The organism is Arthrobacter sp. UC242_113 (assembly GCF_044054585.1).
Taxonomy (GTDB): Bacteria; Actinomycetota; Actinomycetes; order Actinomycetales; family Micrococcaceae; genus Arthrobacter.
In genome coordinates this window covers 1,553,571-1,578,059 of the sequence record NZ_CP171968.1, presented here as the reverse complement: position 1 = coordinate 1,578,059, position 24,489 = coordinate 1,553,571, and the positions used below count along the sequence as shown (strand labels likewise).

At 65.9% G+C, this 24,489-nt stretch carries 20 protein-coding genes; 12 read left to right on the top strand and 8 right to left on the bottom strand.

Features of this window, described 5'->3' with window-relative positions:
* Nucleotides 1-136: 136 nt before the first annotated feature.
* The 3 genes from ACHMXB_RS06990 (at nucleotide 137) to ACHMXB_RS06980 (ending at nucleotide 4,502) form a co-directional block, all read left to right on the top strand.
* Nucleotides 137-769 (top strand): dihydrofolate reductase family protein, encoded by a 633-nt coding sequence (locus tag ACHMXB_RS06990; protein WP_395403963.1) that lies wholly within the window; start codon nucleotides 137-139, stop codon nucleotides 767-769.
* A 44-nt stretch (nucleotides 770-813) separates the two neighbouring features.
* A complete protein-coding gene (locus tag ACHMXB_RS06985) occupies nucleotides 814-1,632 on the top strand; it encodes an alpha/beta fold hydrolase (protein ID WP_395403961.1) in 819 nt (272 codons plus the stop codon).
* A 356-nt stretch (nucleotides 1,633-1,988) separates the two neighbouring features.
* On the top strand, nucleotides 1,989-4,502 hold the full coding sequence (locus ACHMXB_RS06980) for an FG-GAP-like repeat-containing protein (RefSeq protein WP_395403959.1): 2,514 nt from the start codon (nucleotides 1,989-1,991) through the stop codon (nucleotides 4,500-4,502).
* A 1,050-nt stretch (nucleotides 4,503-5,552) separates the two neighbouring features.
* On the opposite strand, the gene ACHMXB_RS06975 is transcribed toward ACHMXB_RS06980, so the two are convergent.
* From ACHMXB_RS06975 to ACHMXB_RS06960, 4 genes are all read right to left on the bottom strand, one after another.
* Nucleotides 5,553-5,741 carry a hypothetical protein gene (locus ACHMXB_RS06975; RefSeq protein ID WP_395403957.1) on the bottom strand — a complete coding sequence of 63 codons (189 nt, stop codon included), beginning with the start codon at nucleotides 5,739-5,741 and terminating at the stop codon, nucleotides 5,553-5,555.
* 99 nt (nucleotides 5,742-5,840) lie between these two features.
* Nucleotides 5,841-8,231, bottom strand: a complete 2,391-nt coding sequence (locus ACHMXB_RS06970; protein ID WP_395403955.1) for an ATP-binding cassette domain-containing protein — start codon at nucleotides 8,229-8,231, stop codon at nucleotides 5,841-5,843.
* A 35-nt stretch (nucleotides 8,232-8,266) separates the two neighbouring features.
* Nucleotides 8,267-8,677, bottom strand: coding sequence for a VOC family protein (locus ACHMXB_RS06965; protein ID WP_395403953.1), 411 nt, complete (start codon nucleotides 8,675-8,677; stop codon nucleotides 8,267-8,269).
* A 9-nt stretch (nucleotides 8,678-8,686) separates the two neighbouring features.
* A complete protein-coding gene (locus tag ACHMXB_RS06960; protein ID WP_395405167.1) occupies nucleotides 8,687-9,130 on the bottom strand; it encodes a helix-turn-helix transcriptional regulator in 444 nt (147 codons plus the stop codon).
* A gap of 121 nt (nucleotides 9,131-9,251) precedes the next feature.
* Here ACHMXB_RS06960 and ACHMXB_RS06955 point away from each other — a divergent pair, with 121 nt between their 5' ends.
* The 5 genes from ACHMXB_RS06955 to ACHMXB_RS06935 all read left to right on the top strand — a co-directional run bounded on the left by ACHMXB_RS06955 (nucleotide 9,252) and on the right by ACHMXB_RS06935 (nucleotide 13,098).
* Nucleotides 9,252-10,433 (top strand): type III polyketide synthase, encoded by a 1,182-nt coding sequence (locus ACHMXB_RS06955; protein WP_395403951.1) that lies wholly within the window; start codon nucleotides 9,252-9,254, stop codon nucleotides 10,431-10,433.
* A 68-nt stretch (nucleotides 10,434-10,501) separates the two neighbouring features.
* Nucleotides 10,502-11,173, top strand: coding sequence for a class I SAM-dependent methyltransferase (locus ACHMXB_RS06950; RefSeq protein WP_395405165.1), 672 nt, complete (start codon nucleotides 10,502-10,504; stop codon nucleotides 11,171-11,173).
* Nucleotides 11,170-12,000 carry an FAD-dependent oxidoreductase gene (locus ACHMXB_RS06945; RefSeq protein ID WP_395403949.1) on the top strand — a complete coding sequence of 277 codons (831 nt, stop codon included), beginning with the start codon at nucleotides 11,170-11,172 and terminating at the stop codon, nucleotides 11,998-12,000. The genes ACHMXB_RS06950 and ACHMXB_RS06945 overlap by 4 nt, the downstream gene beginning before the upstream one ends.
* A complete protein-coding gene (locus tag ACHMXB_RS06940; protein ID WP_395403947.1) occupies nucleotides 11,900-12,304 on the top strand; it encodes an FAD-dependent oxidoreductase in 405 nt (134 codons plus the stop codon). Before ACHMXB_RS06945 ends, ACHMXB_RS06940 begins: the two co-directional genes overlap by 101 nt.
* An 89-nt stretch (nucleotides 12,305-12,393) precedes the next feature.
* Nucleotides 12,394-13,098: a peptide deformylase gene (locus tag ACHMXB_RS06935; RefSeq protein WP_395403945.1), complete on the top strand. Its 705-nt coding sequence runs from the start codon at nucleotides 12,394-12,396 to the stop codon at nucleotides 13,096-13,098.
* Here ACHMXB_RS06935 and ACHMXB_RS06930 read toward each other — a convergent pair.
* Entirely contained in the window at nucleotides 13,095-15,212 is a 2,118-nt protein-coding gene (locus ACHMXB_RS06930; RefSeq protein ID WP_395403943.1) for a S9 family peptidase, read from the bottom strand. The genes ACHMXB_RS06935 and ACHMXB_RS06930 overlap by 4 nt on opposite strands.
* Nucleotides 15,213-15,286: 74 nt before the next feature.
* On the opposite strand from ACHMXB_RS06930, the gene ACHMXB_RS06925 reads away from it, so the two are divergent.
* The 4 genes from ACHMXB_RS06925 (at nucleotide 15,287) to ACHMXB_RS06910 (ending at nucleotide 18,565) form a co-directional block, all read left to right on the top strand.
* Nucleotides 15,287-16,204 (top strand): putative RNA methyltransferase, encoded by a 918-nt coding sequence (locus tag ACHMXB_RS06925; protein WP_395403941.1) that lies wholly within the window; start codon nucleotides 15,287-15,289, stop codon nucleotides 16,202-16,204.
* A gap of 121 nt (nucleotides 16,205-16,325) precedes the next feature.
* The gene (locus ACHMXB_RS06920) at nucleotides 16,326-16,787 is read left to right on the top strand and encodes an NfeD family protein (protein WP_395403939.1); all 462 of its coding nucleotides are present in this window, start codon (nucleotides 16,326-16,328) and stop codon (nucleotides 16,785-16,787) included.
* A 103-nt stretch (nucleotides 16,788-16,890) separates the two neighbouring features.
* The gene (locus ACHMXB_RS06915; RefSeq protein WP_395403937.1) at nucleotides 16,891-17,892 is read left to right on the top strand and encodes an SPFH domain-containing protein; all 1,002 of its coding nucleotides are present in this window, start codon (nucleotides 16,891-16,893) and stop codon (nucleotides 17,890-17,892) included.
* A 325-nt stretch (nucleotides 17,893-18,217) separates the two neighbouring features.
* On the top strand, nucleotides 18,218-18,565 hold the full coding sequence (locus ACHMXB_RS06910; RefSeq protein WP_003802221.1) for an RNA polymerase-binding protein RbpA: 348 nt from the start codon (nucleotides 18,218-18,220) through the stop codon (nucleotides 18,563-18,565).
* A gap of 107 nt (nucleotides 18,566-18,672) precedes the next feature.
* Here ACHMXB_RS06910 and ACHMXB_RS06905 read toward each other — a convergent pair whose 3' ends face one another.
* The 3 genes from ACHMXB_RS06905 to ACHMXB_RS06895 form a co-directional block, all read right to left on the bottom strand.
* Nucleotides 18,673-19,410: a polyprenol monophosphomannose synthase gene (locus ACHMXB_RS06905; RefSeq protein WP_395403934.1), complete on the bottom strand. Its 738-nt coding sequence runs from the start codon at nucleotides 19,408-19,410 to the stop codon at nucleotides 18,673-18,675.
* A 434-nt stretch (nucleotides 19,411-19,844) separates the two neighbouring features.
* The gene (locus ACHMXB_RS06900) at nucleotides 19,845-21,506 is read right to left on the bottom strand and encodes an amidohydrolase (protein ID WP_395403932.1); all 1,662 of its coding nucleotides are present in this window, start codon (nucleotides 21,504-21,506) and stop codon (nucleotides 19,845-19,847) included.
* 77 nt (nucleotides 21,507-21,583) lie between these two features.
* The gene (locus ACHMXB_RS06895) at nucleotides 21,584-24,478 is read right to left on the bottom strand and encodes a DEAD/DEAH box helicase (protein ID WP_395403930.1); all 2,895 of its coding nucleotides are present in this window, start codon (nucleotides 24,476-24,478) and stop codon (nucleotides 21,584-21,586) included.
* Nucleotides 24,479-24,489: the final 11 nt, after the last annotated feature.

Here is a 24,489-nt window from a genome sequence, read left to right as displayed (position 1 = left end):
ATGCACATCCTAGACACCGGCCCGCGCGGTTTGGCACCATCTCGCCCTCGCTTGGCTACTGCAAGTGTGCTTGTCTGAAGCAGGTAGCGCAGATCCAGCGGGGGTCCGCGGCCGTGGTTCGACGAGGTGACGCGACATGAGGCTGACCACCACCACCAACGTTTCGGTTGACGGCGTCATGCAGGGGTTGGGCGGACCGGACGAGGACCGGAGCGGCGGCTTCGACCGCGGCGGCTGGGCCATTCCACTTATCGATGCCGAGACAGGGGACTATCTGAACCAGGCTTACGGCAGCGCGGACGCATTCCTCTTTGGCCGCAGGACGTACGAAATCTTCGCCGGCTATTGGGGAGCAATGCCCAACCCGGAGACGAACCCGATTGCCGCCGCGCTGAACAGCCGGCCCAAGTATGTGGTGTCGGCGAGCCTCGCCGATCCGCGGTGGGCGGGCACGACCGTGCTTCAGGGCGACCTCGTTACGGCCATCGGTGATCTGAAGGTGAATCACGACGGCGAACTGCTGGTGCCGGGCAGCGGTGCCCTCGTCAGGTGGTTGCTGGCCAACGACCTGGTTGACCGGCTCGACCTGGTTACCTATCCCGTCGTCGTCGGCCAGGGCAGACGGCTGTTCCCCCATTCCGGCCCCGACCTCGCACTCGAGCTGGTCAGCTCGCGGACCACGTCCCGGGGCATCACCATCCAGACGTACCGGCCCCGCGGGCGGCCGGAGTACGCGACGTCCACCGTCGACCCCAGCGACGTGTTCTAGCTGAGTCACCCGCACTGACCAGGTGCCCAGATTAGGCTGACGCTGTGGAGTACAAAGCACTCGGAATACCAGTCCATTATGTCGAGCACGGCAAGGGGGTGCCGATCCTGGTGTTACACGGTGCCGGCGTGGATCACCGGGAGATGGTCGGTGCCATGGAACCCATCCTCAGCGAGCTAGCTGATTGTCGGCGACTTTACCCTGACTTGCCCGGCATGGGGCACACGCCGGCGGGCACGCTGGACAGTGCTGACGACGTTCTTGACCTCCTGCTCGCGTTTATCGATGGCGTGATCGGTGACGGGCAGTTCCGGCTTATAGGCCATTCGGCCGGGGCGTACTACGCCCGGGCCATCGCTGGGAGGCGCGCGGAACAGGTGGCGGGGCTCGCGCTGATCTGTCCGTTGGACGAGAACGCCCGGAATCTTCCTGCACACCAGATCCTGCACGCGTCGGTCGATCCGCGCGGGACGCTCGCCCCGGCCGACGAGGGCGTCTTCCGAGACTACTTTGTCGTGCAGACGCAGGCCACGATGGAGCGATACAAGGACTACGTCCTCCCCGCCCTTGGTCTGGTCGATGAAGCCGGACTTGAGCGGATCGGCCAACACTGGCTGTTCAGCGCCGGTCCCGAAGGGGGCACAACGTACTCCGGCCCCGTCCTCATAGTTACCGGACGCCAGGACTCCGTGGTGGGGTACGCCGCGCAATGGGATCTGCTCGAGCACTATCCGCGGGCTACATTCGCCGTGCTCGACCGCGCCGGCCATGCGTTGCCGCACGAACAGCCCGGCCTCACCAAGGCGCTGATCACCGAGTGGCTCGACCGCGTCCGCGAACGCCGCTTTGGCGCTGATTCGTGATTCGAAGCGGTTGACCCGTGATTGCGGTTCACCACGGGCTGCCGGCTAGCAGAGCCTGTCCATCGCGGGCGGGTTTTGGCATTGCCTTGATACCCCAACCATTGTCTCTAACGGAAACCTGGGGCGGTGTATGAGGTGGCATTAGGACTTGCCTGTTTCCAACAACTTCAAACCGCTAAAACTGGGGCCGGTTCGCAACCCAAGCTTTTTACAAGTTGCCCAAGCGAACATGTTCCGCGGGGGAGTGTACGCAAGTTGCCGGGACCTTCGTACTAGGCGCTTCGAGGTCTCCGAGTCAGCCCAAAAGGTTGCTCGGAACTGGCATAGGCAGACAACTTCGATGAGTGGTGAGGCTAGTGAGCATCCCTATACAGGCCGACGTTGAACTCCGGGAAGCAACGTTGCTGGGCAATACAACTTTTCACAGACGCGGGCCTGGCAAAGGCCGGCTCCGCGGGTCGCGGAGCCTGTGGCTCCATGCGCTGCTGACAGCGCTGCTGCTTGCGCTCACTGCTCTGGTGGTGCCGGTGACGGCGTCTGCCGCTGCAGGTGATGTTGGGGTGGAGGATTTCTCGCATTCGGGGACGGGGACGCCGACGGGTACGAAGCGGCAGACGAATGCGTTGTGGTTCAACGACGGGATCTGGTGGGGGAACCTGTGGGACACTGCCAGTTCGGATTTCCATATCTTCAGGTTCAACCCCGCGACCGATTCGTGGGTCAATACGGGTGTGGCGACGGAGACGCGGGCGAACACTCACCATGACGTGTTGTGGGACGGGACGACGTTGTTTGTGGCGAGCTATCGGTTTGTCAATGACGGCCTGCCGTTTGAGCCGAACTTCCCGTCGACCATGCGGCGTTACAGCTACAACTCGAGTACGAAGACGTACTCGCTGCTGAGCTCTCAAAGGATCCACAACAACAAGGTTGAGACCATGTCCATCGACAAGGACTCGACTGGTCGGGTGTGGGCCACCTGGCAGCAGGGAGACCGGATCTTTCTGAACGTCACGGGCACGGATGGCATAACGTGGGGGACGCCGTTCGCGCATCCTGCGTCGTTGAGCAACGTGTCTGTGGATGACACGTCGGCTGTGATCGCGTTCGGTGGAGCCGGCAACGGCAAGATGGGTGTGATGTGGAGCCGGCAGGTCGGTGATGCTAGCGACGGTATGTACTGGAGCTTCCACGTCGATGGGGCCTCGAACACCACCTGGACCTCTCCTGTGGCGGCGGTGAAGGGGCTGCGCACTGGTGATGACCACATGAACCTGAAGTGGCTGGACTCCACGGGTGGCCGGGTCTTCGCCGCAACTAAGACCTCGAACACGTCGGCGTCCCTGCCGTTGATCCAGCTGCTGGTCTTGAGTAACACGACATCAACATGGTCGGCGCACACGATCGCGACCGTGTCGGAGTGCCCGAACCGGGTGATCGTGATGATTGATGAGGCTGCACAGAAGCTGCGTACCTTCGCTACCTATCCGAAGCCGAGTGGCACGACGAACGCCGGTGTCTGCACCAGCTCAGGCGGTGCGGTTTACGAGAAGTCCACGCCGCTGGACAACATCAGGTTCACCACCACGAAGACTGCCCGTATCGTGGACGACGACCAGTATGTCCACAACGTAACGTCGACGAAGCAGAACCTCAACAGTAATGCTTCGGGCACGGCCAACAGCGGCCTCCTGGTGCTCGCCGATGTGAACGCCACAAGCCGGTACTGGCACTACTACGACTCCACTGGTGGCGGTGGCGGTGCTGACATCACGGCTCCGACGGTAACGGCTACGTCTCCGGCTGCCGGTGCGACCGGTGTGGCGACGGCCGCGAATGTGACGGGAACGTTCTCCGAGGCGATGACTTCGTCGACGGTCACGTCGTCCACGTTCACGTTGACGTCGGGTGCGACGACGGTGGGTGCAGCTGTGACGTACAGCGGCGGGGTTGCGACGTTGAACCCCACTTCCGACCTGGCGGCGAATACGACGTACACGGCGACCATCAAGAGCGGTTCCGCCGGGGTGAAGGACGCTGCCGGTAACGCGATGGCGGCGGACAAGACCTGGCAGTTCACCACGGCTGCCGCTGGCGGGACCGGCGGAGTTACCACCGTTGTGCGGGACTTCACCGGTGACGGGCGTGCTGACCTGGTAGCCCGGGACTCAAGTGGTGTGCTGTGGGCCTACCGCGGCAATGGCGCCGGCACTTTCCCGACGAGGATCCGGGTCGGTGCAGGATGGAACATTATGAACGCGATTAGCGCCGCCGGTGACCTCACCGGTGACGGGCGTGCTGACCTGGTAGCCCGGGACTCAAGTGGTGTGCTGTGGGCCTACCGCGGCAATGGCGCCGGCACTTTCCCGACGAGGATCCGGGTCGGTGCAGGATGGAACATTATGAACGCGATTAGCGCCGCCGGTGACCTCACCGGTGACGGGCGTGCTGACCTGGTAGCCCGGGACTCAAGTGGTGTGCTGTGGGCCTACCGCGGCAATGGCGCCGGCACTTTCCCGACGAGGATCCGGGTCGGTGCAGGATGGAACATTATGAACGCGATTAGCGCCGCCGGTGACCTCACCGGTGACGGGCGTGCTGACCTGGTAGCCCGGGACTCAAGTGGTGTGCTGTGGGCCTACCGCGGCAATGGCGCCGGCACTTTCCCGACGAGGATCCGGGTCGGTGCAGGATGGAACATTATGAACGCGATTAGCGCCGCCGGTGACCTCACCGGTGACGGGCGTGCTGACCTGGTAGCCCGGGACTCAAGTGGTGTGCTGTGGGCCTACCGCGGCAATGGCGCCGGCACTTTCCCGACGAGGATCCGGGTCGGTGCAGGTTGGAACATTATGAATGCACTGAGCTAAAGACCGAACTACATTGACCAGCACGAGGACACTGACTTCGACTGGCTTCGTCTCCGGATCCAGGGGCTCGGTGGGTGCGGGGTGGAGCGGCATCAACAGCATCACCGCAGTGGCCGGATTCACCACGGGAAGCTCTGGGCTCATGACCCGGCTCACCGACGGACGCTTTGCCCACCACCACATCAGCAGGGGCATCTGGGGCGCGCGGACCAGGGCCGCAGGTCTTCGAGTGGGCTCTTGCTGGGGGAGTGGGCGAATTGATTCATCTGATGAGACACGCAGAGTACTACTGGTAAGCATGATTATTCGTTTTCGAACTAATCGAGGCCGTCTGTTGGTGGACTAGCGTCCTTGGGCAGTACATCAAGCCGGACGATTAGCTTCTTAAAGTCCGGATTGAGACCCATGTCGGTGCACCGGTAGCGCCTGCTGTCGGCGTTGAGCTCTTCGACAAGCATCCCGGAGGTCAGCGCCTGAGACTCGAACGGACCTAGGTCCCGCCCCGAATCCGAGATGTTGTAAACCGTTATGGACCCATTGGTTTCTAGGACCTTGATATCTACCTCCGCCGGCGAGGTATCAGCCCAAAGCGAGAGAGCCGGTGAAGTGGTGTTGTTCAGAGAGTGCGCGCTGGGTAGCTATGAACATGCCTTGGCGCCAAGGGGCATTAACGTCCTCAAAAACGAGTCGGGTAGCATCCGATGCAATAATCACTGTTCTACTTTACATAATGCTGATTATCGGCGTTATAAGTGCGGTCCCAGAAGTGGGCGTGACAGCTTCCGTGGATGGCCGGTTGGAATGCTTTCCAGGTGGCAGCGTTTCGGCAAAGGTGTGTGCATTTCTGCCGCCGCTTGGCGTCTCATGAAACACTCAGCCGCGCCGACTCAGCGCCCATGGGACTCCAGCGATGTGGCGGCGAAAACCGATGTCCTGATGGATCTCGCCACTAGACGATTAGGGCCACCAGATGTCGCGGCCCTCGCAACGACGTCAGGTCCACGCGTTTTACTTGACATAATATCGCTCCAGGCGACCCGGACCCCCAGCCTAATTCGGAGTGTGGATGTCAGAGGCTCCAAGCACGTCAGCGCGGTCGTGGAACTTCCGTGCCAGAGCGTAGGCCTCACGGGACTCGTCCGTGAACTCCGCGCCTGCGAGATCGCCTGCCCAATCCAGTAGATCTGCAATCTTCTTCAGGTGCTGATAACGAGGCTCGTCCTTCTGCTGCATATTCACATGTCCCCCAATGTTTCGGTGGCAAGGCCGAATCCCTCCCCCGATGTCTCTAGGTATACCACTCGTTTGGTTGAGCCTTCAATAAGTCGGCTTACCAAGTCAGCTGGCCCCGACGTAGGCGGAGAGGTGCTCCCCGGTCAGCGTTGAACGGCTGGCAACAAGGTCAGCCGGCGATCCTTCGAAAACGATCTTGCCGCCGTCGTGGCCGGCTCCGGGGCCGAGATCGATGATCCAGTCGGCGTGCGCCATGACCGCCTGGTGGTGCTCGATGACGATCACCGACTTGCCCGAGTCAACTAGCCTATCGAGCAGGCCCAGCAGGTTTTCGACGTCGGCCAGGTGCAGGCCCGTGGTCGGTTCGTCGAGGATGTAGACGTCGCCCTTGTCTGCCATCTGCGCGGCCAGCTTGAGCCGCTGCCGCTCACCGCCGGACAGCGTCGTGAGCGGCTGGCCGAGGGTCAGGTAACCGAGCCCGACGTCGGCCAGCCGGTCCAGGATCTTATGGGCGGCCGGCGTGCGCGCATCGCCCTCGTCAAAGAACTCTTCGGCCTCGGCCACCGACATCGCCAGCACCTCGGCGATGTTCTTGCCGCCCAGCGTGAACTCCAGCACTGCTGCCTGGAACCGTTTGCCGTCGCACTCCTCGCAGGTGGTCTCCACCGTGGCCATGACACCCAGGTCCGTGTAGATGACGCCGGCGCCGTTGCAGGTGGGGCAGGCACCCTCGGAGTTGGAGCTGAACAGAGCGGGCTTCACGCCGTTGGCCTTGGCAAACGCCTTGCGGATCGGTTCGAGCAGCCCCGTGTAGGTGGCAGGGTTGCTGCGCCGTGAGCCACGGATGCCGGCCTGGTCGATCACCACCACACCCTCGCGCTTGGCTACCGAGCCGTGGATCAGCGAGCTCTTTCCGGAACCTGCGACGCCGGTCAGGACGCACAGCACACCGAGCGGGATGTCGACGTCGACATTCTTGAGGTTGTTGGTTGACGCGCCGCGGATCTCCAGCGCACCGGAAGCGGAACGGACGGAATCCTTGAGCTGCGCCCGGTCATCGAGATGGCGGCCGGTGATGGTGTCACTCCCCCGCAGCCCGTCGACGGTGCCTTCGAAGCAGACGGTGCCGCCGCCGGTGCCGGCGCCGGGTCCGAGGTCGACGATGTGGTCGGCGATGGCGATGCTCTCTGGCTTGTGCTCCACGACGAGCACCGTGTTGCCCTTGTCGCGCAGCTGGAGCAGCAGGGAGTTCATCCGCTCGATGTCGTGCGGGTGCAGGCCGATCGTGGGCTCGTCGAAGACATAGGTGACGTCCGTGAGGGATGAGCCCAGGTGGCGGATCATCTTGGTGCGCTGCGACTCTCCGCCGGACAGGGTCCCCGACGGCCGGTCCAGCGAAAGGTAGCCCAGTCCGATTTCCGCGAACGAGTCCAGAAGGTGCTGCAGCCCGGCGAGCAGCGGGGCCACGGACGGCTCTTTTAGGCTCCGGACCCAGTCTGCGAGGTCGGTGATCTGCATGGTGCAGACGTCGGCGATGTTCTTGCCCTTGATCTTCGAGGACAGGGCTTCCTGGCTGAGCCGGGTGCCGCCGCAGTCCGGACATATTGTGAAGGTGATGGCCCGCTCCACGAACGCGCGGACGTGCGGCTGCAGCGAGTCAACGTCCTTGGACAGCATCGACTTCTGGATCTTGGGGATAATGCCCTCGTAGGTCAGGTTGATGCCCTCGACCTTGATCTTCGTCGGCTCCTTGTAGAGCAGGTCGTGGAGCTCCTTCTTGGTGAACTTGTTGATCGGCTTGTCCATGTTGAAGCCGGCTCCGCTGAAGATGCGGCCGTACCAGCCATCCATGCTGTAGCCCGGAATGGTCAGGGCGCCCCCGCTGAGCGACTTGCTGTCGTCGTAAAGCGCCGTGAGGTCGAAATCGCTGACGTTGCCCATGCCCTCGCAGCGGGGGCACATGCCGCCGAGCCGGTTGAACGTTGCCTTCTCCGCCTTGGTCTTGTTGCCGCGCTCCACGGTGATGGCGCCGCTTGCCTTCACCGTCGGGATGTTGAAGGAGTAGGCATTGGGCGATCCGATGTGAGGCTGGCCCAGCCTGCTGAAAAGGATCCGCAGCATCGCGTTGGCGTCCGTTGCGGTGCCCACGGTGGAGCGCGGGTTGGCCCCCATCCGTTCCTGGTCCACGATGATGGCCGTCGTCAGACCCTCCAGCACATCGACCTCGGGCCGCGACAGCGTCGGCATGAAGCCCTGTACGAACGCGCTGTAGGTCTCATTGATCATCCGCTGCGATTCTGCGGCGATCGTGCCGAACACCAGGGAGCTCTTGCCCGATCCGGAGACACCGGTGAACACGGTCAGGCGGCGCTTCGGGATTTCAACGCTGACGTCCTTGAGGTTGTTCACGCGCGCGCCCTGCACGCGGATCAGGTCATGGCCATCGGCGGTGTGCGGTCCGGATGACTGCGTGTCCGTCTTCGTCGTTATCGTCATCGTGTCTCCATCTGTTAATCGGATAGTAGCGGGGTTTAGCCAACCTCGTTGATGCGGATCAGGTTCCCGGCCGGATCGCGGAAGGCGCAGTCGCGGACACCGTACGGCTGTTGGGTGGGCTCCTGGACCACCTCGGCGCCGCTGGCCTGCACCCTCTCGAACGTGCCGTCCAGGTCCGGCGTGCCGAGCACGAGGCGGGCGTAGGTGCCCTTGGCCATCATTTCGGTGATGGTGCGCCGCTCGTCCTCGGTGATCCCCGGGTCGGCGGCCGGCGGTTCCAGGACAATCGACGTGCCGGGCTGGTGCGGAGGACCGATGGTGAGCCAGCGCATTCCGCCGTATCCCACATCGTTGCGGAGCTCGAACCCGAGGGTGTCGCGATAGAACGCCAGGGAGGCGTCGGCGTCGTTATGCGGTAGGAATGTCCAGTGAATGGTGAGGTTCATGCCGCCAGTCTAGGTGCGGCCGGACGGGACCGCTTCTCGATTCCTGACCGGTCTGCTCACTTGTTTCACCACGCATGACGGCATGCCTGCCGCCTCCCCCGCGGCCTGCGCCCGGTACGCACTGGGCGGCATGCCGACAAGTTCGGTGAAGCGGCTACTGAACGTCCCCAGGGAGGAACAGCCGACGGCGAAGCACACTTCCGTGACGCTGAGGTCGCCCCCGCGCAACAGCGCCATCGCCCGCTCGATGCGCCGCGTCATCAGGTAGCTGTACGGGGGCTCGCCGTAGGCCTCCCGGAACTGCCGGCTGAGGTGCCCGGCCGACATGTTCACGCCGCGGGCCAGCGCTTCGACGTCCAGCGGCTGGGCGTATTCCCTGTCGATGCGGTCACGGACGCGGCGCAGCAGCGCCAGATCGTCCAGGCGCTGTGCTGCGGCGGTTTTGCTGGTCACAATCGCGATGGTGCTACGTCCCGCCGGAGTTGTCCAGTCCGGAGTTGTCCAGCCCCGGGCTGCCAGCCAGAGGCCAGTCCAATCCATTGTCTTAACCTGCGGTCTCGTTAAGAATGAACGAATGACGGTCTATGTGAGAGCCCTCGAAACTGCAGTTCCGCCGACTCTGCTCATTCAGCACGAGGCCCGTGACGTGTTCGCAGCCCAGCCCGGCCTGACACGCCTTGGCTCACGGCTCGTGTCCACGTGCTTTGATTCCGCCGCCATCGACACACGGTACACGGCGGTCCGCGAACTGACCCTGGACTCCACCGCCGAAAATCCCCAGTTTTTCGATCCCGGGACCGGCCTGCTGCGCAGCCCCAGCACCAAGGCACGCAACAACCTGTTCGCCGAGGAAGCCACGAAGCTCTTCATCGAGGCGGCGGACGCGGCCGTATCCAAATGCGACGGCATTGATCCGCGGGACATCACCCACCTCATCACGGTCTCCTGCACCGGATTTTTCAACCCCGGGCCGGACTACAAGATTGTCCGCGCCTTGGGCCTGAATCCTGCGGTGCAGCGCTACCACCTTGGCTTCATGGGCTGCTACGCCGCGTTTCCGGCGCTCCGTGCGGCCAAGTCATTCTGCGAGGCGGACCCGACGGCGGTTGTGCTGGTTGTGTGCGCCGAGCTGTGTTCCCTGCACGTCCGGACCTCCAACGATCCCGACACGATCATGGGGTCTGCCCTGTTCGCGGACGGCGCGGCGGCCGCCGTCGTCACGGCCCGCGCGGACCTGGAGTCCCCGCCGCTGCTCCAACTGGACCACTTTGAGACGGTCCTGACTCCCGTGGGTGAGGACTCGATGGCCTGGAACATCGGCGATGAGGGCTTCGAGATGGTGCTCGGGAACTACGTGCCGCACATCATCGACGAGCACATCGTGGGCGCGCTCGAGCCGCTGCTGGCGCGCGACACCTCCCTGCGGGAACTCGCCTACCGCGACATCACCCACTGGGCCATCCACCCTGGCGGCCGCAGCATTCTGGACAAGGTCCAGTCCAGGCTGGACCTCACCGACGAGCAGCTGCGTCCGGCCCGCGAGACACTTCGGAACTACGGCAACATGAGCAGCGCCACGGTGCTGTTCGTCCTCAAGCACATTCTGGATCTTCCGCCGCGGGAGGGGGACGAACGCGTCTGTTCCATGGCGTTCGGCCCCGGCTTGACCGTGGAAACCGGCCTGTTCACCAAGGTGAGGCAGCCGGCCGGTGAGCTTGACGCCGTGGCCGGCGAGGCCGAGCCGTCGCTGGCCTGACGGCCTTGCGGATCCCAGGAAGCGGCCCGGGCGTGCTCGGCCGACGGGACGCGGACGCCGTCGAGGACATGGACCGGCCGGACTGCGATCCGGCCCGGCTGCAGCGTACCTACGAGCAGTTCGCACTGGTGAACCGCGTGGTCTCCGGCTGGCGCCGGCTGTACCGCACCAGAGTCCGCGAGCAGCTGGCGGGCGCGGGCCCGGCAACGCTGCTGGACGTCGGCTGCGGCGGCGGCGACCTCGCTGTGATGCTCGCCCGCTGGGCGGCCAGGGACGGCATCCAGCTCCAGGTGACCGGGATCGATCCGGATGAAAGGGCCTTCCGCTTCGCCGCCAACCGCAAGCCAGTCCCCGGCGTCGAATTCCGCCAGGCAGACAGCGGCGACCTGCTCGCCGAGGGCAGGTCCTATGACGTCGTCATTTCCAATCACGTGCTGCACCACCTGACCGCGCCGCAACTGCAGTCATTCCTGGACGATTCCGCCGGGCTCGCCCGCCGCCTCGCCCTGCACAACGACCTCAGCCGGAGTGCAGCCGCCTATGCCCTGTTCAGTGCCGGCGCCCTGCCGCTCACCGGCTCCTACATCCGCGGCGACGGACTGACATCGATCAGGCGCAGCTACACCGTTCCGGAGCTGGCCGCCGTGGTCCCCGCCGGCTGGACGGTGGAACCGCACGCCCCCTTCCACTGCCTGCTCACCTGCCGGCGGCACGATACCTACCGGCAGCGCCAGGCATGACCGATGTGCTGATCGTGGGCGGCGGGCCCGTTGGGCTCTTCCTGGGTTCACTGCTGCTGCAGAACGGCGTGGCGGTGCGGGTCCTGGAAAGGCGGACCGGACGGAATGCCCACACCAGAGCCATCGGGATCCATCCGCCCGCGCTCGCCGCCCTGGAACGCATCGGCGTTACCGAGGAGCTGATCGGCCGGGGCGTTCCGATCCGCCGGGGCTTCGCCGTGAGCGGCGGCCGGAGGATTGCGCACATGCCCTTCGCCCCGGTCTCCCACCGGTACCCGTTCGTCCTCGCCGTGCCGCAGCCCGTGACGGAGGAGGTCCTGGAGCGGCGGCTCCGGGAGCTGGACGGCAGCGCGCTGGTCCGGGATGCCCGCGTTACGGGAATGCACGACGACGGCGCCCGCGTCACGCTCAGCGTCACCACTGCCGGGGCTGCCTCCAGCTACTCCGCCGCCTTCGCGGTGGGCGCCGACGGCGCGTACTCGGCAATGCGGTCCCTGCTGGGGGTCGCGGCGCCGGAGAAACAGTATCCGGACCACTACCTGATGGGTGACTATCCTGAATCCAGCCCCTATGGCTGCGATGCTGCGCTGTTCCTGGAAAGCGACGGCATCGTGGAGTCCTTCCCGCTCCCCCGGCGGCGTCCGCCGCTGGGTGGTTCGGTTGGGCAGCCCGCCGGCCAGCCCGAACGCGGAGCAGTTGGCGGCGCTCGTTGCCCGCAGAACCCGCGTGGCCCTGGACCCCGGCGCGAACACCATGCTCAGCAGCTTCAGCGTCCGTTCGCGGCTGGCCGCCCGCATGGTTTCAGGCCGGACCGCGCTGATCGGTGATGCGGCACACGAGATCAGCCCCATCGGCGGGCAGGGAATGAACCTAGGTTGGCTGGACGCCGAAGCGCTGCTGCCGGGGATCCTTGCCGTCGTGCGCGGTGAACCTTCTGCTGAGGCGCTGATGCGTTTCGATGCATTACGGCGCCGGGCGGCAGCCGCGGCCAAGCGCCAGGCCGAGGTGAACATGGCGCTTGGCCGGCCGCTTCCGGTAAGTCTGCTGCGGCCCCGGAATGCGGTGATTGCCCGCGCCGCCGCCATACCGGCCTTCAATGCCCTCGTGGCCCGGCGCTTCACCATGCAGTAGCGCGGCGCTGCACAGCACAAGGCTCCACATCACAAGACGGCACATCACAAGACGGCACAGCACTGACCTGACAGCATTAGGCTGTCCCCATGACCCACGCTTCGCCGCCCACGACCTACAGCCCCGCCCGCATCAGGGAAACAGTGCAGGAACTGCTGGCCGCAGAGGGCTTGCCACCCATCGTGCAGGCCGGGCACCCGGTCCTGCGGCAGCACGCCGCTCCCTTCGAGGGCCAGCTGGAGCCTGACGAACTCACCCAGCTGATCGTCCTGATGAGGAAGGTCATGCACGCCGCACCCGGGGTCGGGCTTGCGGCGCCGCAGCTGGGCGTTCCGCTGCAGCTGGCGGTTCTCGAAGACCAGTTCGAAATCGACGAGGCCACCGCGGCGGCCCGGGGCAGGACTCCGCTGGAGTTCTTCGCCATGCTGAATCCGTCATACTCCCGCCTGGGCGACGGGACCGCCTCCTTCTTCGAGGGCTGCCTGTCGCTGTCCGGACTGCAGGCTGTGGTGGAACGTCCCGAAAGCGTGCGGCTGGACTATGCAATGCCCGACGGCGGTCAGGTCACCAAGGACTTCAGCGGCTGGCAGGCGCGGATCGTGCAGCACGAAACCGACCACCTCCACGGCAGGCTCTACATCGACCGGGCCGAGCTCCGGTCGCTCAGCACCAACAGCGAGTACGCCGCGCGCTGGGCCGAACCGGGTATTGGTTCCGCCAGCCGGGAGCTCGGCTTCCCTGCCGGTGCGCAGGCCGGCCGGGAAGCCGAGGCGGATCAGGCAGAAGCGGTTTAGGCAGGCGCGGATTTGGCGGACGCGGACTTGGCGGACGCGCTTTCCGGGGAGCCGATGCGGTTGCTGTCCGACGGAAGGTACTTCGCCCACCAGGCCAGGATGTGTTCGAACCGCTGCTTCCGGTGATGCGGCGTTCCCGAGCGCGACAACTCGTGGTCCTCGCCCGGGAACACGAGAAACGCAGAGTCGATGCCCTGCTGCTTGAGGGCCGTGAAGTACCGCTGGCCCTGCTCCACCGGGCAGCGCAGGTCATCTTCGCTGTGGATTACCAGCGTGGGGGTCCGGACCGCGGAAACCGTTGCCATGGGGCTTTGTGCGGCCACCTGCTCGGCCGCCAAGCCAACATATTCACCGCCAAAGAACCAGCCGATGTCTGACGAGCCCGTGAAGCTCACGGGATCCAGGAAACCCCGCTCCACAATGGCTGCGTGGAACCGGTGGTCCTGGCTGATGGTCCACGCAGTGAGGTAGCCGCCGTAGGAACCGCCCATGATTCCCAGGGCGCCGGCGTCGAGGGAAGAGAACTTCTCGAGGCTTCCGTCCAGGAAGGCGAGCACGTCCTGCATGTCCAGGGTGCCCATCCGCTCCTTGATGCTCCGGCCGTGGGCCTGGCCGTAACCGGCCGAGCCGCGCGGGTTGCACATCAAAACGGCGTATCCGGCCGCGGCATAGACCTGTGCTTCATCGAAGAACGCGGCGGTGTACTGCGCGAACGGTCCGCCGTGGATGTTCAGCAGCACGGGGTGGGGACCCTTGCCCGGCGGCAGTACCAGCCAGCCGTGGACCGGGTAGCCGTCAGGGGCGGGGAACGTCAGTTCCTGCGGTTCGATGATGCCTGCTTCTGTCCGCAGGGCGGCCGAGAAATCGCTGAGCAGGCGGAGCTGGCCGTCTTCGAGGACCCCCACATCACCCGCCGTGGCGGCGTCGCTGTAGCTGATGAACACCGTGCCCGCACCGTCGCCGGCCCCGGCGACCACGCGGTCACCATGAACGAGGAGGGAGTGGTCTCCCGTGGCGCTGAATTCGAGCAACTCCACCGTTCCCTGGGCATTGTTGAGCACCAGCGCACTGTCCTTGCCGCGGAGGCCGATGGTGGCGCCGGGCGCTTCGACATCCATGTTCTCCGCGTCGCTCAGGGCCGTGGCGTCGCCGCCGGCGGTGGGCATGACGTACAGGACCGTGTTCTTGGCAACGAAGTCCTGGCGGGTGCTGCCCAGGTCCTGGCCAGTGAAGAACAGCCAGCGCCCGTCGGCCGACTCCCGGACGTCGGAAACGGTCTGGGCACCCACGTTGGGGACCGGCACCAAAGCTGGTGTGCCGCCGTCGGCCGCTACGCGGTAGATCCCGGATACCAGGTCCTGGTCGGCATCCTCATGGAGGGCCGCCACGAAGTAAATGGCGCTGCCGTCGCTGCTGAAGGTTGCGCCGGTGTGGTCGGTTGCCGAGGTCGTGAGTTTGCGGGCCTCCGGGAAGCCGCCGGATTCCTCACCGGTTTGCGCCCGACTCTTACCCTCGCCGTCGCTCTTGCCGCGCGCACTGTCGCCCCGCTTGGCGGCGCGCCCCACTGGCTTGACCCAAGGTTCACCGCCCAGCTCCGGAACGTCGAGCAGGAAAAGCTGCTGCGGTTTGTCCCGGGTGTAGCCCTCACCGTTCATCCGGTACTTGTAGTCCTGGATGAACCGGGCGTCCTCGGCACCGGACCCCACGCCGTCGAGCGTTCCATAACGGCCCGCCTCCGGTTCCCTTGAACCGAACACGATGCGGTTCGAATCCGGCGACCAGGCGAAGGAGCTGACACCCAACTTTCTGTCGGTCACGGCCTGCGGCTCCCCGCCGGCGGCCTCCACCACGTGGAGCTGGGGCGGGCCGCCGGGGGCGGCGCGGAGGAAAGCCAGCACGCGGCCATCGGGCGAAAAAGCCGGTGCGGTGTCCCGGAAGCCCCGGGTCACGCGGCGGGGAAGCTTTTCCGGGTCCCGGGGCACACTCCACAGCTGGCCGACATAGGAGTCGGAGTCAAAGTCCGGCCGGACGACGGACACAACGGCCCTGGTGCCGTCGGGATGCACGGCGGGGGCGGAGACGGAGTTGAGCAGCGGCAGATGTTCAGGCTTCATCCACGTGAGCCTAGCGGGTCGGGCCAGGGCAGGGAACGGCAAGTGCGGAAAACGCCTGCCCTAGGATGGATCACATGCTTTCGCGCCTGCCCGTTCTGCTTTGTCCCGTCTGCCGTCAGGATCTCCAGCCCGTCGGCGACGCCGGCAGCGGCCGGGTCCGGGTGCTGGCGTGCCGGGAGCGGCACAGCTTCGACGCCGCCCGGCAGGGGTACTTCAACATGCTGGTGGGCAAGGGAACCGCCTTCGAATCGGACACCGCGGAGATGGTCGCGGCCCGGACGGCCTTCCTCGACGCCGGCCACTACCTTCCCCTGGCCGAGGCGCTGGCACGGGCAGCCGAGCCGGCGTTGAACGGCCCCGCCCCAACGGTCCTCGACTCCGGGACAGGAACGGGCCACTACCTGCGGGCGGTCCTTGATTATCTGGGCGATCGCGTGAAGAACAGGGAACCTGGTGACGGCGCCGGGGTGGACGGCGTGGCCGCCGTCGGGCTGGACATCTCCAAGTTCGCCCTGCGGCGCGCCGCCAAACTCAACCCCGAAGCCATCAACCTGGTGGGTGACGTCTGGCAGCCACTGCCGCTCCCGGATGCCGCCGTCGACGTCGTCACCGTGGTGTTCGCGCCCCGGAACCCGGCGGAGTTCGCCCGCGTACTCAAACCCACGGGCAGGCTCATCGTAGTGACGCCGCGGGCCGGCCACCTTGGGGAAATCGCCAGCCGGGCCGGAATGCTGGGCATCGACCCCGGCAAGGACGAGCGACTGGCCGACGCGCTCGCGGGCCGCTTCTCGCCGCTGTCGGCGCAGGACATCGACGTGGACCTGTCGCTTTCGCCCGAGGACGTGGCCAACCTGGCGCTCATGGGCCCAGCCGGCCACCACACGGACCGCGCCACACTGACCGAACGGCTGGCCGGCCTTCCGCAAGCCACCAAGGTCTCCGCCCGGTTCCGGATCAGTGTCTTCGTGCCCTCGGAAACCCCTGCTCCATAACGGCTTGGCCACGTTCCTGCGCTGCCTGCCATTCCCCTGCCGGGTGCTCCTGCTTCGGTCTACGATGGAAGAAAGTTACTGAGGGTCTGCCCCGCAGCCCTCGGGATCAAGGGGGAACGCGATGCTTGAATGGCTTGGCCAAAACTGGTGGGCGCTGTGGCTCACCCTCTTCCTGGTGTTCGCCGCCGTGGAGATGCTGACCCTTGACCTGTTTTTCATCATGCTGGGCGGCGGCGCCCTGGCCGGCCTGGTGGCCGACTTCGCCGGCGCTGACCTCTGGCTGCAGATCGTGGTGTTCTGCGTCGTCTCGCTGCTGATGATCGCGTTTGTCCGCCCGGTCACACTCAAGCACCTGCACAAGGGCTCGCCCGAACAGCGCACCAACATCGACCGCCTGATCGGCGAATCAGCGCTTGTCCTGGAGGCAGTCTCGGCTACCGGTGGACGCGTGAAGATCGGCGGCGACATCTGGAGCGCCCGCTCGCAGTCCGGCGTCCTGTCCGAAGGCCAGCGCGTAATCGTCTCGGCCATTGAAGGCGCGACGGCGGTCGTGTCACCCCAGGCTGAGACCGCCGTCCAGTAGGCGGCTCCCCCATGGGTTTCTGCTTCCGCCGCGGCGGAGCAGCAGATTGCGGCGAGTTTTCGCCAGGTTAGAGCTTCACTGAAAGTTGGGGACAAGGAGAAGTATGGATAGCCCAGGAGGAATCGCCCTCACGTTCGTGCTGGTGGTTCTGATCATTTTCGTCATCATCGTGCTGGTCCGCTCGGTGCGGATCGTGCCGCAGGCCCGCGCCGGCGTCGTGGAACGGCTGGGGAAATACCAGCGGACGCTCAATCCCGGCCTGACCCTCCTCATCCCCTTTGTTGACCGGCTCCTGCCGCTGCTGGACCTGCGCGAGCAGGTGGTGTCCTTTCCGCCGCAGCCCGTAATCACGGAGGACAACCTCGTGGTGTCCATCGACACCGTGGTTTACTTCCAGGTCACCGATCCGCGCGCTGCCACCTATGAGATTGCCAACTACATCCAGGCCGTGGAGCAGTTGACCACCACCACTCTGCGTAACGTGGTGGGCGGCCTGAACCTGGAAGAGGCACTTACTTCCAGGGACCAGATCAATGGCCAGCTCCGCGGAGTCCTGGACGAAGCCACCGGCCGCTGGGGCATCCGCGTCTCCCGGGTGGAACTGAAAGCCATCGACCCGCCGCACTCGATCCAGGATTCGATGGAGAAGCAGATGAGGGCGGAACGTGACCGCCGCGCCGCGATCCTGACCGCCGAGGGAACCAAGCAGTCCCAGATCCTGACCGCGGAAGGGCAGCGGCAGGCCGCTATCCTCAAGGCCGAGGGTGACGCCAAGGCTGCCATCCTGCGTGCCGACGGCGAGTCGCAGGCCATCCAGAAGGTGTTCGACGCCATCCACAAGGGCAACCCGGACCAGAAGCTGCTGGCCTACCAGTACCTGCAGACCCTCCCGAAGCTTGCGGAAGGCTCCTCCAACAAGCTGTGGATCATCCCCAGTGAAGTCGGTGAGGCACTCAAAGGCATCGGCAGCGCTTTGGGCGGAACCAACCCGGATCCTCGGTCCGGCGACCTGTTCGGGGTCCAGGACGGCGGTAAGCCAGAAGTCCGGGACAGCGACCAGTCCGGAGGCCACCCCGGCGAGGCGGCGGCCCGGACCCAGGCGTAGCCTTTCGGTGCAAGCAACGGGAGGCAGGCCGATTGGCCTGCCTCCCGTTGCTTGCGCATCTACACGCGTTGCTACGCCGCCGCTTTGCTGCAGCCCGCGCTACGCCCTTGCCGGATTGCTGCGCCCTTGCCGGATTGCTGCGCGCTGTCGAAATCCGTATAATGGGATATTTGTCCGGCCGGATCAGTCCGTGCGGAACAACAATGCTTGGCGAAGCGTTTCACCTAGTGATGCTACGTGAACCACACCGTCGTCCGGAGGCACCCTTATCAGGGCCTGCGGCTAGCGCGGAGTCCGCTCCGCGAACCGATTAGAGGGAGAAATCATGAGCGATCGCAGCCTGCGAGGCATGCGTCTTGGCGCCCAAAGCATGGAGACCGAATCCGGCGTGGAGCCGGCTCCGCGTCAGCGGGTCGAGTACCGGTGCGAGGACGGCGAACAGGTTTTCGTAACCTTTTCCTCCGAAGCCGAAATTCCCCCTGTCTGGGTTTCCAAGACCGGCAAGGAAGCGCTGCTCGTTGATGGCGAACGCCCGGACACCAGCAACGAAAAAGCAGTCCGTACGCACTGGGACATGCTGCTGGAGCGCCGCTCGCTGCCCGAGCTTGAGCAGATCCTCGAAGACCGCCTCACCATCCTGCGCGAGCGTCGCGGCGAACGGCGTTCAGCCTAACCGCTACTGGCCGTCAGGCAGGCGTTACAGCCAAAAAGGCCGGATCCGCTGCACCATTTGGTTGCAGCCGATCCGGCCTTTTGCGTATCCGCCCGGTCTTTGTGCCGCTAGTCCCGCGGGGTCTTTCCGGTCAGCTTCCGCCAGCGGGCGGTCAGGCCCCACTTCGTCACGTTGATCATGGCCTCGACCACGATGTTGCCGCTCATTTTGGAAGCGCCCAGTTCACGCTCCACGAACGTGATGGGCCGCTCCACGATGTTCAGCCCCATTTTCGCTACGCGCCACGCGAGGTCCACCTGGAAGCCGTAGCCCACGGAATCGACCTGGTCCAGGTTCAGCTTCTCGAGCGTGGTGCGCCGGAACGCCCGGTACCCGCCGGTCACGTCCTTGATCTTGAGGCCGAGCATGATGCGCGCATACGTGCTCCCGGTCCGGGAAATGGCCTGGCGGTACAGCGGCCAGTTCACGACGCTTCCGCCCTTCACCCAGCGGGAACCCATGGCGAGGTCTGCGCCCTGGTCCACGGCCTCCAGCAGCGAGGGCAGCTGTTCGGGCTGGTGCGAGCCGTCGGCGTCCATCTCCACCAGGACGTCGTAGCCGGCGTCCAGTCCCCACTTGAAGCCCGCGATGTAGGCGGCGCCCAGGCCTTCCTTGCCCTTCCGGTGCAGGACGTGGACCTGGTTGTCCCCGGCAGCGATGCTGTCCGCCAGCTGTCCGGTGCCGTCCGGGCTGTTGTCGTCCACAACGAGGACGTCGGAGGCCGGCACGGCGGCGCGCAGGCGTCCAAGAGTCTTGGGAAGAGACTCCAGCTCGTTGTAGGTCGGGATGATGGTGAGGACACGCACAGGGAGGCCTTTCCTGGATGGGAGCGGTCAGCACGCGGGGAGCCTGGCGGGAACGCCGGCTCGCAAAGCGCAACTCCCCATTATACGGGCCCCGGACAGTGCCTCCGTCCGCGTGGCGGGCATCGGGGCCGCCTGTGCCCGTTCGCGCTTGTTCCTGGGCAGCGCGGGTGGCCGGGGCCGGGCTCCGCCACGGGCGGGTCCACGCGCCACGGGCCAGTTGCTGATGCCGCGATAAGCGGATGAAGGAACTGTTTTCTGCTGCGCTTTGGACCCGCCCCGGAAGCTCAATGCTACGGACTGGCTCGGGGCTGTCAACAGCCCCCTGACCTGCCAGTTCATGTATCGCCGCAGGTCAGAGGCACTTCCCGGCGGGTGATGTGTCGTCAGATGGCGGCTGGATGGCGCACTATGTCGCCGCCGGACCCGTCTGCTGATCAGGCGCGCAGGGCCCCTGCGGAGAAGAGCTCCAGCCCGTTCCGCACGGTCTGCAGGCAGCGGGGATCGGTGCCCGTATCCAGTGCCGGCAGCAGCGGGGTGCGGGCCCGGGGATCCGTGCTCCAGGACTGGACCCTGCCGTCTGCCACCTGGACCATGAGCTCGTCCACCTCCCAGACGGAGAAGGTGGCGGGCGCGCCCGGTACCAGCTGGCCGGCCATGGGATTTTCGTACCGGGCAGCGCGCCAGCCTGCGCGCGTATGCCCGAGGAAGGCTGCCCGGGCGGAGATCCGCTGGCCGGCGTCGTGGTGTTCGAGGCAGGCCCGCACGCTGGACCATGGACGGAGCGGCGTCACCGGGGTGTCGCTGCCGAAGCAGATCGGCACACCGGCCGAGTAGAACGAGGCGAACGGGTTCATGCCCCGGCTGCGGGTGCCGAGACGCTGCTCATAGAGGCGTCCCTGGCCGCCCCATGCGGCGTCGAAGGCAGGCTGCGCGCTGACCGTCACGGAGTACTTCGCAAGGCGGGCAATGGCGTCGGCGTCGGCCATTTCGACGTGCTCGAAGCGGTGCCCCGCGGCCCGGACCCGTTGCTCCCCCACCTCGGCGGCTGCCACCTCGAGGGCCTGCAGGGCCGCGTCGAGGCCGGCGTCCCCAATGACGTGGAACCCGCCCTGGATACCCAGCAGTGAACAGGCCGCCAGATGCGCGGCCGCGTCAGCGACGGAAAGGTAGGCCGTGCCGCTCTCCTCCGGTGCGTCGGCGTAGGGTTCCCGCAAAGACGCGGTGCGGGAGCCGATGGATCCGTCGATGTTCAGGTCCCCGGCGAATCCGCGGACCCGCACTCCGAGCTCTGCGAGGAGCGCCTCGGCGTCGGCCGCCGTTGGCGTCAGTTGCCCCCAGTACGGGAGCACTTCGGGCGCCGGGCGGGAGCCTGAAGCATCATTCCATCGGGCCGCCAACCGCAGGTCGTCGATGCTGCTGATTTTTGGTGCACCCATCTCGGCCAGTGCCACATACCCGTTGGCCGCAGCCTCGTCCAGCGCACGCCGCTGGTATTCCTGCAGCGCAGCGGGTGACAGGCGGCGGGTGGCCTGCCGGGCAGCACTGTGGGCCTGGCGCTTCACGTGACCGCCAGGCGCGTAGCCGTCCAGCTCCGCCAGTCCGGCACTGGCTACGAGTGACGGCGAGACGAGGGCCGAGTGCACGTCAACGCGGGAAAGATATACCGGGCGGCCAGCGGCAGCCCGCTCCAGTTCTCCGGCATCCGGGAGCGTGGGGTTGTCCCAAAGGGACTCATCCCAGCCGTGCCCCAGCACTGCGCCGTTCCCGCCCGAGGCCGCCACGGCGTCCAACAGTTCGCGGGCGGACCGGACACCGCCCAGCTGCAGTGAGTCCAAGGCGATGCCTGTCTCGGTCAGGTGGGCGTGGGAATCGACAAAACCCGGGGCGACGAGGGCTCCGCGCAGATCGATGATGTCCATGGAGCTGTCTGCGATGGAAGCAGCAGCCTGTTCCGAACCGACCCACGCGATGGTGTCACCGTCCACGAGCATGGCCGTGGCGAAGGGATCGGCCGCGGTGTAGACGGAACCGTTGCGGTACAGCGTGACCTTTGACGGTCCGGTTCCCTTCTGCGGGCGGGCGGGGGCATCGGCCATGAAGGCGCTCCTTTGGGGTGTTCTATCTTGGTGCTCGGTGCGGGGTGTTCAGTACGGGGGTCGGGCCGTGCGGGCCGTCAGCCCACCGTGGAGTAGGCGACGACGCCCCGCCTGATCAGCTTGATGGCCTCGGCGCAGAGCCGGGCCAGTCGGGGGTCCAGGCCGGGAATCTTGGCAAGCTGGTCCAGCAGGTCGATCACCTGCTTCACCCACCGGACGAAGTCACCGGCGGCGAGGTCCGTGCCGCTGAGTACCTCCTGCAGATGCCGGCCGCGGGCCCACTTGTACATGGGCCAGACCAGTCCAAGTTCGGGCTCGCCGGTGAGCGGCAGCTTGTTCTGTTCCTCCACGTCCTCAAGCGCAGACCACTCACGGACCACGATATCCACGGCCGTCTCAAGTGAGACGCTGGGCATGCGAGGGCGCAGGCCGCGGTCCTCACGCTTGGCCTGGTACACCAGCACGCTGGCGAAGGCAGCCACCTCCACGGCGTCGAGGTCATCGAAAGCGCCCTGCCGGAGTGCCTGGGAGATCAGCAGGTCCTTCTCGCCGTAGATCCGGCGCAGCCGCTGGCCGTCAGTACTGATGCGGTGCTGCCCGTCCTCGGTGGACTCGAGGTAGCCGTAGGCCGACAGGACATCGCAGACCCGGTCAAACGTTTTGGCGATGGTGTTGGTGCGCCCCTGGATCTGGCGGACCAGGCCGTCGGTTTCCTTGCGCAGCTTCCACCAGCGTTCGGACCACCTGGCATGGTCCTCGCGTTCGCTGCAGCCGTGGCACGGGTGGGCGCGCAGGGCACGCCGCAGATCAGCGATCTTCTTCTCCTGGTTCTGCATGGCAGAACCCAGCCCGAAATCGGTGTTGCGGCTGCTTCCCCGGGCCGGCGGCCGGTTCTCCCGCAGCGCGTTCCGGACGGACGAGGCAAGGTCCCGCCGCGACTTGGGAACCTTGGCGTTAAAGGACTTGGGGATCCTGACCCGGGTCAGTGGCGCAATGGGCCCCTCGAGGTCATCGACGCCGATCCGGCGCAGCTGGCTTTCCAGTGTCAGGATCGCGGGCCTGGGCTCGCGGGAGCTGTGGTCCGAGCTCAGCACCACGGCAAAACCGGGGGCCCTGCCGGCCGGGACATCCACCACATCGCCCGGCAGGAGCCGGCTCAGGGAATCCTCGTTGAGCGACTTGCGGGCCCTCGACTTGCTGCGCGAGGTGAAATTCTCGGCGTCGGAAAGTTCCCGCCGCAGCCGCGCGTATTCGGTGAAGTCGCCCAGATGGCACGTCATCGACTTGGCGTAGCCGGCCAGCGATTCCTCACGGCTGCGGACCTGCCGGGCCAGCCCGACCACCGAGCGGTCAGCCTGGAACTGGGCGAAGGAGGACTCCAGGATTTCCCTGGCCCGCGGCCGGCCGAACTGGGCCAGCAGGTTGATGCTCATGTTGTACGTGGGCTGGAAGCTGGAATTCAGCGGATACGTCCGGCGGGAGGCAAGGCCGGCCACCGCAGCTGGGTCCGTGCCCGGCTGCCACAGGACCACGGCATGGCCTTCCACATCGATGCCCCGCCGGCCGGCCCGGCCGGTGAGCTGCGTGTACTCCCCCGCTGTAATGTCCACATGGGCTTCGCCGTTGAACTTGTCCAGCTTCTCCAGCACCACGGACCGGGCCGGCATATTGACCCCGAGGGCCAGCGTCTCGGTGGCGAAAACCGCCTTCACGAGGCCGTCCGCAAAAAGCTTCTCAACCACTTCCTTGAAGGTGGGAAGCATGCCGGCGTGGTGGGCCGCGATGCCGCGCAGGAGCCCCTCGCGCCAGCTCCAGAAGCCGAGTACTTCCAGGTCGTCGGTCGGAATGTCCTGGCCGGCCTCGTCCACCCGCTGGGCGATGATAGCCTGCTCCCGCTCCGTGGTGAGCCACAGCCCGGACGCTACGCACTGGGCGACGGCGGCGTCACAGCCAGCCCGGGAAAAGATGAAGGTGATGGCGGGCAGCAGGTCCTGCCGGTCAAGGCTGGCGATGACCCGCGGCCGGCTGGCCCGCCGCACGGCGCTCCGGGTCTCCTGCTGGGGCTTGTCACCATAGCGCTGGCGCTGCTGCCGGCGCTGGCTCCGGCCGCCGTGGCCGAACCGGCCCTGGAAGTTGAGCTGGCTTTCTGCCCTCGAGAGGGTCAGCAGCTCCGGGTTGACCTCGAAACCGCGCTGTCCGGCGTCGGCAGGTGTTGGCGCCAGCGGCAGGGCTGCCGCCGCCGCAGTGCTCCCGGCGGGTGCGATTTCATCAAAGGTGGTCTCGCCGGCGAAAAGGTCCACAATGTCCCGGCCCACCATGACGTGCTGCCAGAGCGGCACGGGACGGTGTTCGGAGACGATCACGTCGGTGTCGCCGCGGACAGTGTCCAGCCAGGCGCCGAACTCCTCCGCGTTGGACACTGTGGCGCTCAGGGAGGCCACCTGCACCTCGCTGGGCAGGTGGATGATGACTTCTTCCCAGACTGCCCCGCGGAAGCGGTCGGCCAGGTAGTGGACCTCGTCCATGACCACAAAGCCCAGGTCGAACAGGGTGTCGGAGTCGGCGTACAGCATGTTGCGGAGGACCTCGGTGGTCATGACCACTACGGGTGCGTCGCCGTTGATGCTGGTGTCGCCGGTCAGGAGTCCGACGTTCGTCTCGCCGTATTTCTCCGTCAGCTCCGTGTATTTTTGGTTGCTGAGCGCCTTGATGGGCGTGGTGTAGAAGGCCTTCAGTCCGCGCTGGAGTGCCAGGTAGACGGCGAACTCGCCCACGATGGTCTTGCCGGCGCCGGTGGGTGCGGCAACCAGCACCCCGCGGCCTTCCTGCAGGGACTTGCACGCCTGCCGCTGGAAGTCATCCAGTTCAAAGCTCAGTGTTCGGGCGAATGCACCCAGGTGGGTCTTGGCTTCCGCGGCCCGTTCGGCGCTGGCGCGGTACCGTTCGGAGGGCGACGGAGTGGTGGTGGACATTCCTCAAGCCT